This is a genomic window from Collinsella sp. wc0583, assembly GCF_046116915.1.
Lineage (GTDB): Bacteria > Actinomycetota > Coriobacteriia > Coriobacteriales > Coriobacteriaceae > Collinsella.
On the sequence record NZ_JBJXBN010000001.1, the window covers coordinates 1 to 16,397 of the forward strand.

Here is a 16,397-nt window from a genome sequence, read left to right on the forward strand (position 1 = left end):
GCCCCGCCGAACGATTGCAAGCGGTCGGCGGGGCCATTGTGGCTCTTGACAGCGGATTGGGTCATATGAGCGAAAACGCCCCTAGGCGAGCAAGGTGACGTGAAAGAGGAGGGAAGCGTACTTCGGTACGCGACCGACGATTGAACGTCAGATTGCCGCTTAGGGGCGTTTGCAGCGTCGAGAGATCCGTCGTTCGTTAGAACGACGGAACCAAAGGTGCAGCGTCGGGTCGTTACGGCGTTTGGTAAAACGCCGTAACTATTAAAGCTGGCGCAGACCCTCTTCCAGGCCGGTCTTGCTGTCGGTCTTCTCGTCGCGCATCTTGATGACGCGGGCGGGGACACCGGCCACGACGGCGCCGGCGGGGACGTCGTCGACGCATACGGCGCCGGCGGCAACGACAGCACCCTTGCCCACGCGCACGCCCTCCAGGACCACGGCATTGGCGCCGATCATAACGTCGTCCTCGATGATGACGGGCGTGGCACTGGCGGGCTCCACGACGCCTGCCAGTACGGTGCCGGCGCCGATGTGGCAGTTCTTGCCCACGGTGGCGCGGCCGCCCAGCACAGCGCCCATGTCGATCATGGAGCCTTCGCCAATGACGGAGCCGATGTTGATGATGGCGCCCATCATGATGACGGCGCGATCGCCAATCTCGACACGGTCGCGGATGATCGCGCCCGGCTCGATGCGGGCGTTGATACCCTTGAGGTCGAGCATGGGCACGGCGGAGTTGCGGCAGTCGTTCTCTACGTCGTAGTAGTCGATGGAGTCGGCGTTGGCGTCGAGGATTGCCTTGAGCTCATCCCAGTCACCAAAGACGGTCTTGCCACGACGACCGCCGTAGACGTGCGCATTGCCCCACTGGACCTTCATGCCCGGCTTTTCGCGCACGTACAGTTTGACGGGCGTTTTCTTGGGCGCGGTTGCGATGTAGTTGATAATCTCCTGTGCATCCATCTCGGCTGCATTACTCATTTGCTGTCTCTCCTTTGAGTGGATCCGGTTGATACCTGGTTAGGCAAACATGACCTGGTCGAACGTATGGAAGCCAGGCTCGCGGGTGACGAGCTTCTGCGCGGCTGCCAGGGCGCCGTTGACGAAGATCTGACGGCTCGTGGCGCGGTGCGCGAGCGTGACCTCCTCGTCCTGGCCGAAAAAGCTTACCTCGTGCACGCCGGCGACGGTGCCGCCGCGCAGCGAGTGCATGCCGATCTCCTTGGGGTCGCGCGCGCCGCACATGCCCTCGCGGCCATAGACGGGGTGGTAGCCTGCCTCGGGCTCGGCTTCGACGACGGCGTCGAGCAACAACTTGGCAGTGCCGCTGGGGGCGTCGACCTTTTGATTATGGTGCGTCTCGACGATTTCGCAGTCAAAGCCGGGCAGCTCGCGCGTGGCCTGGGCAACCAGATGGCGCAGGGCGGCGATACCGATAGAGTAGTTGCCCGAGTGCATAACACGGGCGTTCTGACCCAGCTCGCGCAGGCGATCCACCTGCTCGGGCGTATAGCCCGTGGTGCCGGAAACGAGTGCGGCACCCGTGCGCTCGACATAGGCGACAACGGCATCGAAGGTCACGACGTTCGAGAAGTCGATGATTACATCGGCGGCCGGTGCGCTCTCGAGCTCGGACAAGTCGAAGCCGATCTGGGCGACGATGTCAAAAACGGGCTCTCCAGCGGTGTTGACAATGCCCTCGGCGGTGGTGCGGATGAGCGAGCCCATGCGGCCCGTTCCCATAATGACGGTCTTAATCAAGCAGACCAGCTCCTTTCAGAGCATCGGTAAGTGCGGAGCGCGTGTCGTCTGCCATGGGGCACAGCGGCATGCGGTAGTTTGCCTCGATCATACCCATCTGGGCGAGTGCTTCCTTGACGGGGATGGGGTTGACCTCGCTAAAGAGGGCATTGATGAGCGGCTGGCCGGCAATCTGGATATCGCGGGCGCGCTCCACGTCGCCGTCCAGATAGGCGCGGCACATGTCGTGCACGAGCTGCGGCTGAACGTCGGCCCACACGCTGATGGTGCCCGAGGCACCCAGGCTCATGAGCGGTACGGTGAGGGCGTCCTCGCCTGAGTACATGCGGAAGTCGTCGGACAGCAGGTGGGCGATCTTGGCCGCGTAGGCGACGTTGCCCGAGGCTTCCTTAATGCCCATGATGTTGGGGTGCGCGGCCAAGCGCTCTACGTTGCGCTCGCTGATGCCGCAGCCGCAGCGGCCGGGGATGTTGTACAGGATGCAGGGGATGTCCACGGCATCGGCGACGGTCTTAAAGTGCTGATAGATACCCTCTTCGTTGGACTTGTTGTAGTAGGGGGTAATGAGCAGCAGACCGTCGGCGCCCAGGCCCTGGTAAGTGAGCGACTTGGTGAGCATGGTCTGCGTGGAGTTGGAGCCCGAGCCGGCGATGACGGGGATGCGTCCTGCAACTTGCTTGACCACTGCGGCGACAACGGAGTTGTCCTCGTCGTCGGTCATCGTGGCGCTCTCGCCGGTGGTGCCCAGGGTGAGGATGGCGTCGGTGCCGTTTTGCAGGTGGAAATCGATAAGGCGCTCGAGTGCGTCAAAGTCGACGCTGCCGTCCTTTTTAAACGGCGTAACAAGGGCGACGATTGAGCCCTCGAGATTGCGGATGTCCATGTTCTTCTCCTTCGCGTCCGCGATCTGGATGCGTTTGTTCCATTGAGCGGCGACTGCCAGGCGCTCGTCTTGGGCGCGACGGCGGGCACTTTCGGCGCGCGACTTGGCCAGCAGCTCTCGGCCGCTCGGCAGCACGTCGAGCGTGGCAAAATAATCGCCCGGGCGCTCGGCGCGGCGGATGAGGTCGGCTGAGCCATCGGGACGCAGCAGGACCTCGGCGGAGCGCAGCCGTCCGTTGTAGTTGTAGCCCATGGAGTAGCCATGCGCGCCGGTATCGTGGATCACGAGCACATCACCCATGTCGATCTGCGGTAGCTCGCGGTCGATGGCGAACTTGTCGTTGTTCTCGCATAGGTTGCCCGTGATGTCGTAGGTGTCCGTGACGGGCGCTGTGGTCTTGTCGTCGCCACCCGGCTGACCCATTACCGTAATGTGGTGGTAGGCGCCGTACATGGCAGGACGGATCAGATCGACGGCGCTTGCGTCGACACCGATATAGTCCTTGTAGATCTGCTTTTCGTGGATAGCCTTGGTGACCAGGCAGCCGTAGGGCCCCATCATAAAGCGGCCCATCTCGGTGCAGATGGCCACATCGCCCATACCGGCGGGAACCAGGATTTCGTCGTAGGCCGCGTGCACCCCCTCGCCGATGGCGTGAATGTCGTTGGCCTGCTGCTCGGGCAGATAGGGGATGCCGACGCCGCCGGACAGATTGATGAAGGCGACATGTGCACCGGTCTCGCGCTCCAGGCGCACGGCAAGCTCAAAGAGGATGCGCGCGAGCTTGGGGTAGTAGTCGTTGGTGACGGTGTTGCTGGCAAGGAAGGCATGGATGCCAAAATTCTCGGCGCCCTTGGCCTTGAGCATGCGGAAAGCCTCAAAGAGCTGCTCGGTGGTCATGCCGTATTTGGAGTCGCCGGGGTTATCCATGATGCCGTTGGAGAGCTGGAACAGGCCGCCTGGATTAAAGCGGCAGCTGACCGTTTTGGGGATGGGCCCCGCAACACGCTCAAAGAACTCGATGTGGCTGATGTCGTCAAAGTTGACGATGGCACCCAGCTTGTTGGCGAGCTCAAAGTCGGCAGCCGGCGTGTCGTTGGAAGAGAACATGATGTCGTGTCCCGTGATGCCCAGCGAGCGGGCGATCATGAGCTCGGTATAGCTCGAGCAATCGCAGCCGCAGCCGTATTCGTTGAGAATGGAGATGAGCGCCGGGTTGGGGTTGGCCTTGACGGCAAAGTATTCCTTAAAGCCCGGGTTCCATGCAAAGGCGTCGCGCACTTCTTGCATGTTGCGGCGGATGCCCGCCTCGTCGTATAGATGAAACGGCGTGGGGAACTGCTCGACGATATGCTCGAGTGTCTCCTTGTCCACAAACGGCTGCTTGGCCGCATATGCCTCGTTGGGGGTCAATGCCATGTCCCGTAAACCTCGCTATCCAGACGGCGCCATCTGCGCATCGAATCCGCATAGCGTGGACCCAATGTCCGGATAGCGCTCCCGCATTGCTGCAGACAGTCCTGTGGGTGTTTCCCACAGGCCCACCAGGTTGTTCGTGCCCGAAAAACCCAGTTCGGCGGGTTTCGCCTCCCCACGGGGTCAAAGCCTGCCGGCTCGCCCGCGGTTCTTCGTGCCCGCGCCTCTATCAAGTGGTAACGACCCTACCACGTTGCACTTTACCAAACAAGAGTATTCGTATATAACGTTTAAAAAATGCAGCAATATGCTGGAAACATGTGTGCCACAATCCTGTATCACAATAAGTTGCAACAGATATGCCTCACGAAGGGATCCTCTATGACCGAGCTCCAAGAACTCCGTCGCTATCGCCGCGATCTCCATCGCATTCCGGAGCTCGATTTCGATCTTCCGCAAACCATCGCTTATATCGAGGGCGTACTGGCACCGCTCGCTTGCGAGGTGACCCATCCGTGCCCCAGCTGCGTCTGCGCTTTCTTCGATGCTGGCGTTGGCGCCGCACATGCCACGGCGATTCGGGCCGACATGGACGCGCTGCCCATTGCCGAGGCAACAGGGGCAGCGTTCGCCTCGACCCATCCCGGCAAGATGCACGCTTGCGGACATGACGGACACATGGCTATGGCACTTGCCGCCGCGACGCATGTCGACCGTACGATTCGCGAGCGGCCGGGCGCCATGAGGCGCAACGTGCTTTTTGTGTTCCAGCCGGCCGAGGAAACGACCGGTGGTGCCAAGACGGTATGCGAGAGCGGTGTGTTCGAGCGCTACGGGGTCGACCGCATTTTTGGCTTCCATGTGTGGCCCGATCTGCCTGCCGGCATGTTGACGAGTTGTTCCGGTCCGCTGCTAGCGCGTTCGAGCGAGACGCATATCCATATTCACGGTACGAGTATTCATATCGCTAAGACCTATGGTGTACCGGTCGAGGAGTCGCACGATGCGGCACTGGCGGCAGCAAAGTTTTTGGTTGCCGAGCGCGAGCTGATGGACGATTTGGGCACCGACGAGCCCTGTATCGGCAAGTTTGGTCTGCTGCAGGCCGGTACGGTTTGCAATGCGGTGGCGGGGGAGGCCCATGTTGCCGGCAGTCTGCGTGTGTTTACGGACGACATGTTCGACCGTGCGCGTGAGTGCGTGCGCCGCGTGCTTGATGAGGCATGCGCTGCAACGGGCTGCACGTACGATCTTGACTTTGCCGAGGGCTATCCGCCGGTCGACAACGACCCCGAGTTGTTTGTCAATGTCGCGCCCGCCTTGCCCGAGCTACAGCTCGTAGATGAGCCTTTGCTGATTGCCGAGGACTTCGCCTTCTATCAGCGCCATCTGCCGGGCGTGTTCTTCCTGCTGGGCACGGGCGTGCCGGAGGCGCAAGAAAACCCGATTGACGCTGATGGCTGCCCAGCCTATGCGATGAGCGCTCTTCACACTGATACCATGCTCTTTGATGAGGAAATTTTGCTCAAGGGCCTCGATGTCTACAAACGATTGCTTTTGCTTTGTTAGTCGACGGGGACGCATCTTCTCGAAAATACGAACAGATGTACGCTATAATAGAGATGTAGCTCTATAGAAACGTTTGACGTTATTAACGTAAGGCGATACTATGATTGCATCATATAAAGATGAAGACACTGAACGCTTTGCAATGGGTGTGCGGATTAGGAAGTTCATTCCTTTTGAGCGGGTCGCCTTGAGGAAGATTCGCCAACTGCAGATCTGCGCTTCGCTTGATGATCTTCGCGTTCCGCCAGGCAATCGTCTTGAAGCGTTGAAGGGCGATCGCGCCGGTCAATATAGTATCCGTGTCAATGAGCGCTATCGGGTCTGTTTTGAGTGGAGACAGGGGATGGCTTGGAATGTCGAAATCGTCGATTATCACAAGTGATGAGACTGCGTCTGATTTGCTGCCGCCGGTGACTCCTGGCGAGCTTCTCAAAGAGGAATTTCTTGCCCCTATGGGCATTTCTCAATATCGCCTTGCTAAGGAGACCGGGATTCCGGCTCAACGCATTGGGCAGATTATCTTGGGAAGGCGTCGCGTGACGGCCGACACCGACCTTCGCCTTTGCCGCTACTTTGGCCTGATGGATGGCTACTGGCTTCGAGCCCAGATGGCGTTTGATCTCGAGGCAGAGAAGAGGCGCATCGAACCGGAACTGGATAAGATCGTTCCCGTTCAGCAGGCCGTTGCGCTGTAGCGCTCAAAGATGTTGAGGTTGGAGTGACGATGGAACGACGCCGATGGTCTGCCGTGTATAGTCCTGGTGGGTGCGGGTGCGGCTTGCTGCTGCTCCCGGTTATTGCTGTGAGCATTGGCGTGATGTTTGCGCTTGCTGGACTGGCAGCAGCGGCACTTGCGCTGTTGATTGTGGCCATTGGCGTGACGATTTGGCTCTGCCGTTCTCGCGAGCAACGCCGTGCCGACGGCAAGACCAATGTCGGATGGGCCTTCTTTTTGGTTGTCGCCTACCTATTGAGCATCAGTTATCTGGCGTTCTTTTTCTTGTTGCTTGTGAGCACCTTTACTGGGGAATCCGTCACGGTGGGGTAGGCTTCGATTGCCTTTTTGAGGATGAACCGAAAAGGGGCCGGATGGGCACTTTGCCTATCCGGCCCCTTTCGCTCGGTAGTCAATTCGGTCTTACCCGGCTGCCTCGCGGCGAGCGACCTCGTCGATCAAGATGGCATCGCCGTGCTTGGCGGCGGCAATGCTCGCGGCCATAATCATGCCCATTGCCGTGATGTAGGCGAAGAGCATCGACGGCGCCACGTCCATAACGATGCCGGAGAGAATCGGCGTCGCCACCTGAGCCGCCATGCTCACGGTGTAGTAGTAACCGGAGTAGCGGCCCACGCTTTGGGAGCTGCAACACTCCAGAATCATCGTGTACACGCACAGGTCCACGCCGCCCAGCGCGACGCCCATCAACAAAAAGACCCCGTACAACACGGGCGAGAAGCCGGGTGCCAGCCAAAGAAGCGTGGGGCACAAAACCATGATGACGGCGGTGCCCAGGGCGACCTTTTTGCGGCCGATTTTGAGCGAAAGGTTTGCCAGGGGTACGTAGCTTAGCAGCGCGCCTGCAATCGTCACGATATTGATGATGGCATAGGAACCGCCCTCCATGCCATAGAACAAATCGGCATAACGGCTGATATTGGTGGTCATGGCGTTATAGCTCATGTAGTAGAAAAACGTTGCGGCGAGCAGCATGATGATGGAGCGACGCACGTCGGTGTCTGCAACGCGTTCCTTACCGCCGGCCTCGGGGGAGTCGTCTTTGTCAATCTGATCCTCGTCGATGCCCATTGACAGCGATTTCTCGCGCATCTTTTCGACGAGGGCGGGCTCACGGACAAAGATGCCGTAGACAACGGCTGACACGAGGATAAAGGCGGCCTGCAAGATAAAGAGCGGAAGATAATCAGGTTTGTCGGCCTTGGGAACCATGACCGAGATGGCGACGAGCATAAGACCCGTTCCCGCATAGCCGACGATCTTTTCGATTGAGTCCGCCTTGGTTCGAAGTGGGCGAGGCGTAATATCTGCCACGATGGCGACCGTCATGGTGCGGTAGGCGCATATTGCCAAAAGCGTGAGGATAATCGCGCCAATGAGCAGAGGTAGGCTGCCCATGTTGTTGGCGATCGCGATGAGCGGGACGGAGAGCATTGCCACCGCGGAGCCGCCCAAGATAAAGGGCGTTCGGCGCCCGAGTTTGCTTGCGCAGCGGTCCGAGAGGATGCCAAAGAGCGGAAGCAGGAACAGGCCAAAGACATTATCGATGGCCATGATCGCGCCGGTGAGCGAGTTGGATAGGCCAAAGGTCCCTGTGAGCATCTTGGGAACGATGCCGTCGTAGACCTGCCAAAAGCTGATCATGCCCATAAAGGGTAGGGAGGCGAGGGCGACGGCCTTGGTGTCGAGCCGGGCCGCCCGCTTAAGATTTGGTTGGGTCATGCTGGTTCTCCTGGTCGGTAAAAGCGGGGAGGGGTGCTATCGGCCCCCGTTCTACAGTTGTTCAAGGTTGGCGAGAAACGCCACATAGAATTCGATGCCGCGCTTGTAGACGTCGACGCCGATGCGTTCGTTGGCGGCATGGATGAGCTTGCGCGCCTCGCCCGAGTAGATAAAGCCGCAGAAGCGGTAGACGCGATCGCAGATCTCGTTGAACTCGCGCGAGTCGGTACAGGAGTTCTGCACGTAGGGAGAAAAGCCGGCCTCGGGATAGACACCCGACACGCAGCGATGGATGTAGTTGAAGGCGGCATCGTCTTCGTAAGGCGAGATGGGCGCGGGCTCGGTGTAGGGAATCGCCTCGTTGATTTCGACGGTGACATGGTCGGGGCTTACGCCCGAGGCGCGGCACTGCTGGGCGGCGAGCTTGCGGGCGCGCTCAACGGCATCGGCGATGGTCTCGAACGGAGCGATGCGCACGTTGAAGTTGGCGCGAGCAACTGGTGGCAGCACATTGTGCGCATTGGAGCCTTCGAGCTGCGTGAGCGCATAGGTTGTGCGCAGCATGGCCGAGGTCTCGGGGCTGGCGGCCATGATCTTGGTAACCGCGGGGCGCGTGAGCCACAGGTTGCCAAAGATTGCCTGATACGTCGCGCTGCTACGGGCACCCAACTCGGTCAGTGTGGCCTCGACGGCGGGCGTGAGCTGCGGCTTGCCGGGGTTGGCCGAGATAGTCTCGCATACACGGCAGAGAAGACGGCAGGCATCGTTTGCCGCAGGCGTAGAGGCATGGCCGCCGTCGGCGCGCGCCGTGACGGTAAGGTCGACGTGGCCCTTCTCGGACACGCCTACCATGGCAACGGGTTCGGTGACGCCGAGCGGGGCGTCGGTTGCCACGGCGCCACCCTCATCGAGCACCATGTAGGGATGGATGTTATGCTCGCGAAGCCACTGCACTGCATGGGTTGCAGTAGGTGCGGCGATTTCCTCGCCATCGCTCGAGAAGAACCAGACATCGCGCGGGGGAACGAAGCCCTGGGCAATCAAATGCTCGGCGGCCTCGAAGAAAGCCGAGACGATGCACTTGGTGTCGAGTGATCCGCGGGCCCAGATCTCGCCGTCGAAGATCTCGGCTCCAAAGGGATCGTGCTTCCAGTCTTGGCCCTCGACGGGCACGACGTCCTGATGCGCCATCATGACGATGGGGTCCAAGGCGGAATCGGCGCCAGGCCAACGCAGGAGCATGCCAAAGTTGTCGACGCGTGTGAGCTCGGCGACTTTAAAGAAATGCGGATAAAGTCGCTGAAGCGTGGGAATCCACTGGCTGAAGGGCTCATCGTCGCGCTCGGCGATGTTCTCACGCGAAACGGTGGGGATGCGCAGCAATTCGCAAAAGCGCTCGACGGCTGCCTCGTCTGCCTTGTAGGTGCCTGCATCAAGAGGCGCGCCCTGTGCGACCGATACCGATGCTCCCATGGTGGGACTCCTTTCGTGTTGTATATCGAATACGTCAAGATTATCGCCCGCACCGCGCGTGGGAAATGGCGAAACACGTTGTTCATCTGCGGGCGGCGGGTCGGATAGCCTTAGCCGACGATGACCGTGCCGTCTTCGGTCACGGTGATGGCGTCTCCCGTCGACACAGCATCGAGAAACTCATCGCCCAGGTTGTCAATGGTGGGCATGGGGGTGTCGGTCCATACGCCCGAGAGGATCGCGCCAGCGGCGGCAAGGCTGTCAATGGGTTTGGAAAACAGCAGGCATGCGGGTTGGCGCCCCATTTTGGTGGCGCAGAAGAGCACCATGCCGCCTGTGGTGGAGCCGATAGTCTGCGGAAGACACAAGGCACATCCCGCCAAAGGTTTGCCGTACAAGTCGGGATTGTTTTGGTCGGAACACGTGGCCTTTTTGTCGCCAAACATCAGTGCCTTCTGAAACGATGCGAGTGTGTTGAGCCCTCCGTGAGAGACAAGTGCCTTGGCGTGGGCAGTTCCGGGGACAACGACGCGGCCGTGAAAGATTTTTTCCATGAGGAGTCGCCTTCCTATTTGATTGGTTTTCCGGTGGTGACGTAGGCGAGCACCTCGTCGTCGGTGTAGTAGCGCGATGCCGAGTACGTACGCAACTTGTTGGAGTTGGTGATGATGGGCATGCTGCCGCACAGCGGGTTGTTGGTGTACATAAGCGGGCAGATGCTCGAGACGACGGCGCCGGTAGTCGAGAGGCGTCTGTATGCCGCAGTCTTGCGGAAGGCGTCTGCCACGGATGGGGCGGCGGTCAGTACGGTGGGTACTTGCACGCGGCACTTGCCGGAGGCGCTCAGCCCATCGCAGATGGCGTCTGCCCAATGGGCGAGTTGTGCAGACGAGAGGTGGGGGCAGCCGATGAAGGCAAGCTTGGGGCGCGCGCCCGGGTTCTTCCACATAACGGGGTAGCTCGAGCGGATGCGTTCCAGCTCGGCGTCGTCAATGCGATAGATTTGGGCGTCTGGTGCTATGAGGTGTTCGCCTTGTTCGACGGCCTCGGGCGTGATGCCGTCCACGTGGTAGAGCCCGACAGCGCCGTTCGATGCGCTGGCGGCGCCCATGTCCTTAAGGTAGTCCTGCGTGCCGGGTGTGAGTTCGCGGCCAAGCCAGCGGTCGAGGCCTTTAATGTAAGGGACGTCTTCCATCACCTTCATGCCAATGGCGCTGCCAAGCACTTGCGCTTCGGGCTTGCGCTTACAGTCGACTTCGATGATCCAGGTCGCCTTGCGGCCCTCATCGGTGAGCAGGCCGAATTCCGGGACAAAGCCGGCAATTGAGCCGAACATCTCGATGATGCCGGAGTTGCGATTGCAGCGAGCGCCCAGCACGGAGTTGGCAAAGACCACGGCGCTGCTTTCTGCCCAGCTTAGGATGTCGCCACGCCGAGGTCGATTGCCAACCTCGGGCTGGTAACAGGTGCAGGTGAAAGCATCGTTGTCCAATAGACCCATGCTGCGCAGCTGTGCCTCATAATCGTCTTGTTTGGAATACATAATCTTGAACAGCAGCTTTTGCAGCGGGTTGGCCGGGACGGCGGGGTCGAGGGGCCTCGGGTCGACCGAGAATGACTGACCGGACAGGGCGCCGTCTTTCAGCAGCTCATCCATAAGGTCATAGACTGGACCGAGCATGGAGAGGCCAAAACTTGTGACAAGATGACCGTTTGCGCCGGTCACGGGAACCATACGCTCGGCGCCAAAGCATTCGCCGTACATAACGAGGGTCTTGACCACTTTGGCCATGGCGGGGCCCTTGGCGCCGTCGAGCAGGGCTTGTTGTTGGGAGGTCAGGTTCATCTGTGAGCCCATCCTTTCGTGTTAGATATTGGTGCCGAGTCGGTATGCCGCACGGACCGCTTCGAGCACACGGCCGGGCGCAAACCCATCGCCGATGTTATGCAGCTCGTCAGCGGCGTGCGTCTGCTGCAGTTTGTAGAACAGCGCGTCGTCGGGGTGTCCGCCGCAGGCAATGATTACCAAGTCGCAGGTTAGCTCGAGTGACTTCCAGTCGTTGCCGATTTTGGGTGCAAGCGGGTTTTCGACGTTCTCGGGCAAGACCGGTGACCACGAGACGTAGGGGTCGGGAACGTTTTTGTGGCAGTTGCGACTCAAGTGGAGACGCGCACACCTCGATGGGGCTCCAGACTCGCGTTTGCCGCCGACTTCCGCGCGCTCGACGCGTGTCATATTGAGGAGCCGCACATTGCGTCCCCTGAGCGTATGGAGTAGGTGGCCGCGATTTGCCGTGCAGGCGCCCTGCATCATGTGAGGCAGCATTTCAATTACGCTGACCTGTGGTATGCCGTGTTCGACGGTGAGCCATTGGGCAACCTCGCAGCCCACGGCCCCTCCGCCAATGATGGTGACGGTTTTGGCGTTGCCAAGCAGCGCGGGTTGGCGCAGTAGCTGCGTTGCCAGCACGGCATGGCCCGATGCTGCAAGCTCCGTAAGACCGGGGATGGGCGGTATTGCATTGGAAGTGCCTGTCGCGCACACGATTGCGTCGAAGCCTGCTTTTGCAAGATCTTCGGCGCGTGCTGCCCGTCCAAGTTCGATTGTCAGGTTCCCGTTGGGTTTTTCTGCCTGCTCGCGCACCTGTCGAACAAGATATGATCGGTAGTTATCGAGGTCGAACTTGATCCGGGCGGCGCTGGCGGAGAGGAGTTTTCCTCCAAGTTCATCTTCGGCATCGATGAGCTTTACGTCGTGGCCACGACGCGCGGCGATTAGCGCACAGACCATCCCAGCGGGTCCGGCTCCTATCACCGCTATGCGTTTGGGTTCTTTGGCGGGAGCGGGTGTCTGGGGCATGAGGTATTCAAAGCTGCAGCGTGGATTGACGGCACACTGCGGATGGCCCCCTTCGACAAACTCGTTGAGGCATCCTTCCTGGCATCCGATGCAGGGGCGAATATCTGCCACGCGACCGGCGTACGCCTTGTTGGGCCACTCGGGATCCGCAAGCAGCGGGCGTCCGAGCATGATCATATCGGCGTCGCCATTGCGAAGGGCGCGTTCGGCAATGTCGGGGTAGCCCAACTTACCCACCGCGACAACGGGTACGGGAAGGCCGGCATTGGAGCGGATATTGTCGGCGGCAAAGCGCTCTCGAACGGCGCGCGCCACGGGAACGAAGCAGCCTGCGGGCATGCTCGCAGGCGGGTGGGGCATCCACCAGTTGTCATAGCAACCAAGGTCGACGTCAAAGATGTCTACTCCCGCCGCCACGAGCTCTTCCATATAACCCAGGGTCTGTTCGACTGTACGGCCGCCGCGCATGCGTCCCAGATAGGTCGAATTCATGACCTGCTCGTCATAGGTTTCCTCGAGTGCAAGCGAAAGGTCGATGCGGTACATGATGGGGTAGTCGGGCCCAACGCGGCGACGGATTTCTTTGATCATATCGAGGCCAAACTGACGCCAATCGGCATAACGTCCGAGCTTGCGATGGTTAAAGGCGGGGTTTCCGAGCTGCTCGATAAGATAACCCTCGTGCCCGTGCAAATAGACGCCATCGATGCCCATGGCATGAGCATCGGCCGCCGCTTGGCCGATATTGTTTACGATACGGCGCAGCTTTTGGTCCGAGAGGCGCATGCATGGAATGGCGGGGATGTAGTAGTTAGGCAAGAAACTCGCCGAGACCGGAAACTTCTTTTGCGTGATGAGGCATTGCGGGTTGCCCACGCGGCCGAGTCCGGCCGTAAGCTGGACAAAAATGCGTGATCCGAAGGCATGGACACCTTGGGCAAGGTCGCGCCAGCCTGCCATAACGGTTCGGCTTCGATCGATGCGCGGGAAATAGGTGAGCTTGTCCAGCTCGGTGACCGTGGTATCGATGCCGTGGCTTACCGGTACGAGTCCTGTTGTGATGAGGCCGCAGCCGCCTTTGGCGCGGGCGAAAAAGTACTGCAGCATCATGTCGCTGGGGCGGCCAGTTTCCTCGCACATGTCGATATTGCCCATCGGCGCCATGACAATGCGGTTTTTGACGGTGAGCTTGTTAATTTTGATGGGAGAGAAGAGCTTGTCAAAAGGATAGAGCTCTTGTGTCATGCGGGACGATCCGCAACCGGAATTTTTGGCGGGCCAGCTGTCGAATGAGTCGACGAGTTGCTGCACCAGTACGTCTTTTCCCAATGAGGTTCCTTTCAGATGTTGACAAGGTAACAAAGCAGTTTACGTCTAAATGTTTAATAGTCAACAACAAAGGCATGAGTTCGGTGAAGGAAAAAAAGACTCAATGAGTGCCAGATGGCAAACTGTGTTGCGACATTAGCTCCCAGCTAATGAATTTGAGTTCGCTGCCTCCTACGATGTGCTGTGTGCCGGCACGGTAGCCGGATCGTGGGAAGGATGCATAATGGCAAAAGAGGGAAAGAAGCCGATCGGCAAGATCGTTTTGGGTGTCATCGTGGTGCTCGTTGTTGCCGGCGTCGTAGGGTCTATGGGCGGCAACTCGTCTGATTCGTCTACGGGTGATGCAGCAAAGCCTGCCGAACAGACCCAGCAAGTCGAGGAGAAAAAAGAGGCACAAGAACCCTATACGGTTTCGGATGAGGCCGGGGATACGTCTAATCAGTTCGCGTATAAGATCACTGGCACGTTGACCAATAATACGGATAAAGAGCAAAGCTACATTCAGATTGAGTATGTTCTGTATGACGCAGACGGCAATCAGGTGGGAACGGCTCTTGCGAACACCAACCATCTCAAAGCGGGCGGCACCTGGAAGTTCGAAGCGATGAGCACGGTATCTCCCGACCAGGTTGCCAGCTGGGAACGTTCTGACGTGAGCGGTTTTTAACTAGAATTAAAAACATGGTTACTATGCGAGCTGGGGGGTGAGGCCATATGCCTGATAAGAAGCTAACCGAAGAGTTGCTCAACGAGCTGCTCGATGCTCCGAGTATCGAGGGCTATATCAAAGAGCACGACTTTACCGCCCCGTCGCTTTCGGAGTATCTGAAACAGCTTTTGGAAGAAAAGGGGCTGGAGCGCTCGCGCGTGGTGCGTATGGCCGACCTCAACGAGACGTTTGGCTATCAGATCTTTACCGGTGCGCGGCATCCGAGCCGCAATAAGGTGCTGCAGATTGCCTTTGCCATGGCGCTGACGCTCAAGGAGACCAACCGCGCCTTGTCGGCGGCGGGCGCCAATGTCCTCAACTGCAAGGACCGCCGTGACGCCATCATCATTTTCTGTATCGATCGTGGCTGCAGCCTGCAAAAGGTGAACGAGGAGCTGTATCGCTTTGGTGAGGAGACGGTGAGCTAACGGTTGGCTGCCGGCGGAAGCGCCGTTCACGATATTTAGAACGTGCAGGGCACGGGCGTCATGGGGCGTCCGCGCCCTGCGTTATTATGGACGCTATGGATACTCAGAGCCCAACATATTCCGATGATGAGCTGACCGCTGCGCTCGCCGGACACCTGGCGTCACTTGAGCGTGATGACAGCTATCGCGTAGACCGTGTGCTCAAGCACTCCGACGTCGAGACGACCGAGCTCGTGTACTTTGAGGGCTCCGGCGGAGGATCTCTTGGCCCCTTTGTTCGCAAGCGCATCGACGCGTCGGCCCAGATTGGCGGGGCGTATGAACGCCTGTTTGCGGCCCAGCATGCTGGGCGACGTTACGAGCACTTGCCTCGGATTGTCGATTGCCGCCGCGTGGGCGACGAGCTTTGCGTGGTCATGGAATACATCGAAGGCGAAACGCTCGGGGCCCTGGTGGGGCGTTTGGGTGCGACGCCCGATTATGCCTGTGAGCTGTTTGGCGCCCTTTGTGATGCAGTTGCGGAGCTCCATGCCGGCTTTGCGTCGGCGGGGGAGATGGCTGCGCCGGTGATCCATCGCGACCTAAAGCCCTCGAATATCATCGTATCGGGCGCAAACTATACGCCCGATACAGGCATGACATTTTCATCGCTGGTGATTATCGACTTGGGAATCGCTCGCGTGTGGCGCGAGGGAGCCGATGCCGATACCGTTAAGTTTGGCACGCGTCCCTATGCGCCGCCCGAGCAGTATGGTTTTGGCCAGACGAGCGTGCGCAGCGATGTCTATGCGCTCGGTGCCCTGCTGTTCTTTTGTCTGACGGGGGCCGACCCCAAGCCGGGTCGGAACATGCGCGAGCAATGCGAGGCATATGATATCCCCGCCTCGCTTGCCGATGTTATTTGCATGGCGATGGCGCTCGATCCGGACAAGCGCTTTGCAAGCGCGAAGGCGCTAGGGCACGCTGCGCGTGCATCCTATGCGTTGTCCGCACCGACGCCGTCGTCCGCGCCGAATGCTGCTTCCTTCCAAGAGCCTCCGGAGCGGCGAGCCGTGTGCCCTGCGCCCGTGCTCCCCACGGATCAGTCTCAGGGCGGATTGCCGTTGGTGCCTGAGCGCCCGAATTTACTCTCCCGCATTCCCGACACCGTTGGGCGCATTTGGAACGCATTCGTCTATCTTTCGCTACTTGTTTTCTTTGCCGGAAGCCATTTTGCCGTTTTTCATCCTACGGGCGCCAACCAAAACTACCCGATGTGGTTTCTCGCGATTGAGTATTTTATCTTCGTCGACGGTCTCGTAGTGCTCATCCATTTTGTGATGCTCGACAAACGCCGCCTTCGCCGGCGGTTTGAGCTACTCGATAGATACCGCGGTAAAAAGCTTGCAAAGCTCTGGCTCAAGGCTATGGGTGTGCTCTTGTTGGTAATGACTATCATTGTTGCCATTGCAAACGCGACTGGCGTCGTCGATACCTCCGTCGCGTAAAAGAAAAAGGGCCCCAATTGGGGC

The 16,397-nt window shown here is 59.4% G+C and carries 15 protein-coding genes and 1 riboswitch; of the genes, 7 read left to right on the forward strand and 8 right to left on the reverse strand.

Annotation, left to right across the window (positions count from 1 at the left end):
* Window positions 1-261: 261 nt before the first annotated feature.
* The 3 genes from dapD to dapA are packed head-to-tail and all read right to left on the reverse strand — an operon-like array spanning window position 262 to window position 4,063.
* The gene (gene dapD / locus ACKUUJ_RS00005) at window positions 262-981 is read right to left on the reverse strand and encodes a 2,3,4,5-tetrahydropyridine-2,6-dicarboxylate N-acetyltransferase (protein WP_349088879.1); all 720 of its coding nucleotides are present in this window, start codon (window positions 979-981) and stop codon (window positions 262-264) included.
* A gap of 39 nt (window positions 982-1,020) precedes the next feature.
* Complete coding sequence (dapB, locus tag ACKUUJ_RS00010) at window positions 1,021-1,761, reverse strand: 4-hydroxy-tetrahydrodipicolinate reductase (RefSeq protein WP_409064234.1); 741 nt, start codon at window positions 1,759-1,761, stop codon at window positions 1,021-1,023.
* The gene (gene dapA / locus ACKUUJ_RS00015; RefSeq protein WP_409064235.1) at window positions 1,754-4,063 is read right to left on the reverse strand and encodes a 4-hydroxy-tetrahydrodipicolinate synthase; all 2,310 of its coding nucleotides are present in this window, start codon (window positions 4,061-4,063) and stop codon (window positions 1,754-1,756) included. The genes dapB and dapA overlap by 8 nt, the downstream gene beginning before the upstream one ends.
* 65 nt (window positions 4,064-4,128) lie before the next feature.
* A riboswitch (Lysine riboswitch) is annotated at window positions 4,129-4,297 on the reverse strand.
* A gap of 144 nt (window positions 4,298-4,441) precedes the next feature.
* On the opposite strand from dapA, the gene ACKUUJ_RS00020 reads away from it, so the two are divergent.
* The 4 genes from ACKUUJ_RS00020 to ACKUUJ_RS00035 all read left to right on the forward strand — a co-directional run bounded on the left by ACKUUJ_RS00020 (window position 4,442) and on the right by ACKUUJ_RS00035 (window position 6,677).
* Window positions 4,442-5,629: an N-acetyldiaminopimelate deacetylase gene (locus tag ACKUUJ_RS00020; RefSeq protein ID WP_409064236.1), complete on the forward strand. Its 1,188-nt coding sequence runs from the start codon at window positions 4,442-4,444 to the stop codon at window positions 5,627-5,629.
* Between the two features lie 100 nt (window positions 5,630-5,729).
* Entirely contained in the window at window positions 5,730-6,011 is a 282-nt protein-coding gene (locus ACKUUJ_RS00025) for a type II toxin-antitoxin system RelE/ParE family toxin (RefSeq protein WP_271744584.1), read from the forward strand.
* A complete protein-coding gene (locus ACKUUJ_RS00030; protein WP_409064237.1) occupies window positions 5,983-6,324 on the forward strand; it encodes a HigA family addiction module antitoxin in 342 nt (113 codons plus the stop codon). The genes ACKUUJ_RS00025 and ACKUUJ_RS00030 overlap by 29 nt, the downstream gene beginning before the upstream one ends.
* An 83-nt stretch (window positions 6,325-6,407) precedes the next feature.
* Window positions 6,408-6,677 (forward strand): hypothetical protein, encoded by a 270-nt coding sequence (locus tag ACKUUJ_RS00035; protein WP_409064238.1) that lies wholly within the window; start codon window positions 6,408-6,410, stop codon window positions 6,675-6,677.
* A 90-nt stretch (window positions 6,678-6,767) separates the two neighbouring features.
* Here the strand turns inward: ACKUUJ_RS00035 and ACKUUJ_RS00040 are convergent, their stop codons facing one another.
* The 5 genes from ACKUUJ_RS00040 to ACKUUJ_RS00060 form a co-directional block, all read right to left on the reverse strand.
* Window positions 6,768-8,087, reverse strand: coding sequence for an MFS transporter (locus ACKUUJ_RS00040; RefSeq protein ID WP_409064239.1), 1,320 nt, complete (start codon window positions 8,085-8,087; stop codon window positions 6,768-6,770).
* Window positions 8,088-8,138: 51 nt separating this feature from the next.
* On the reverse strand, window positions 8,139-9,560 hold the full coding sequence (locus ACKUUJ_RS00045) for a M20/M25/M40 family metallo-hydrolase (protein WP_409064240.1): 1,422 nt from the start codon (window positions 9,558-9,560) through the stop codon (window positions 8,139-8,141).
* A gap of 110 nt (window positions 9,561-9,670) precedes the next feature.
* Window positions 9,671-10,114, reverse strand: coding sequence for an aconitase X swivel domain-containing protein (locus ACKUUJ_RS00050; protein WP_195544163.1), 444 nt, complete (start codon window positions 10,112-10,114; stop codon window positions 9,671-9,673).
* A 14-nt stretch (window positions 10,115-10,128) separates the two neighbouring features.
* Window positions 10,129-11,406: an aconitase X gene (locus tag ACKUUJ_RS00055; RefSeq protein ID WP_409064241.1), complete on the reverse strand. Its 1,278-nt coding sequence runs from the start codon at window positions 11,404-11,406 to the stop codon at window positions 10,129-10,131.
* Between the two features lie 21 nt (window positions 11,407-11,427).
* A complete protein-coding gene (locus ACKUUJ_RS00060; protein WP_409064242.1) occupies window positions 11,428-13,749 on the reverse strand; it encodes an NAD(P)/FAD-dependent oxidoreductase in 2,322 nt (773 codons plus the stop codon).
* A gap of 223 nt (window positions 13,750-13,972) precedes the next feature.
* Here ACKUUJ_RS00060 and ACKUUJ_RS00065 point away from each other — a divergent pair, with 223 nt between their 5' ends.
* The 3 genes from ACKUUJ_RS00065 (at window position 13,973) to ACKUUJ_RS00075 (ending at window position 16,373) form a co-directional block, all read left to right on the forward strand.
* On the forward strand, window positions 13,973-14,416 hold the full coding sequence (locus tag ACKUUJ_RS00065) for an FxLYD domain-containing protein (RefSeq protein WP_349125611.1): 444 nt from the start codon (window positions 13,973-13,975) through the stop codon (window positions 14,414-14,416).
* A 47-nt stretch (window positions 14,417-14,463) separates the two neighbouring features.
* Window positions 14,464-14,886, forward strand: a complete 423-nt coding sequence (locus ACKUUJ_RS00070; RefSeq protein ID WP_349125610.1) for an XRE family transcriptional regulator — start codon at window positions 14,464-14,466, stop codon at window positions 14,884-14,886.
* A gap of 95 nt (window positions 14,887-14,981) precedes the next feature.
* Complete coding sequence (locus tag ACKUUJ_RS00075) at window positions 14,982-16,373, forward strand: serine/threonine protein kinase (RefSeq protein ID WP_409064243.1); 1,392 nt, start codon at window positions 14,982-14,984, stop codon at window positions 16,371-16,373.
* Window positions 16,374-16,397 lie beyond the last annotated feature (24 nt).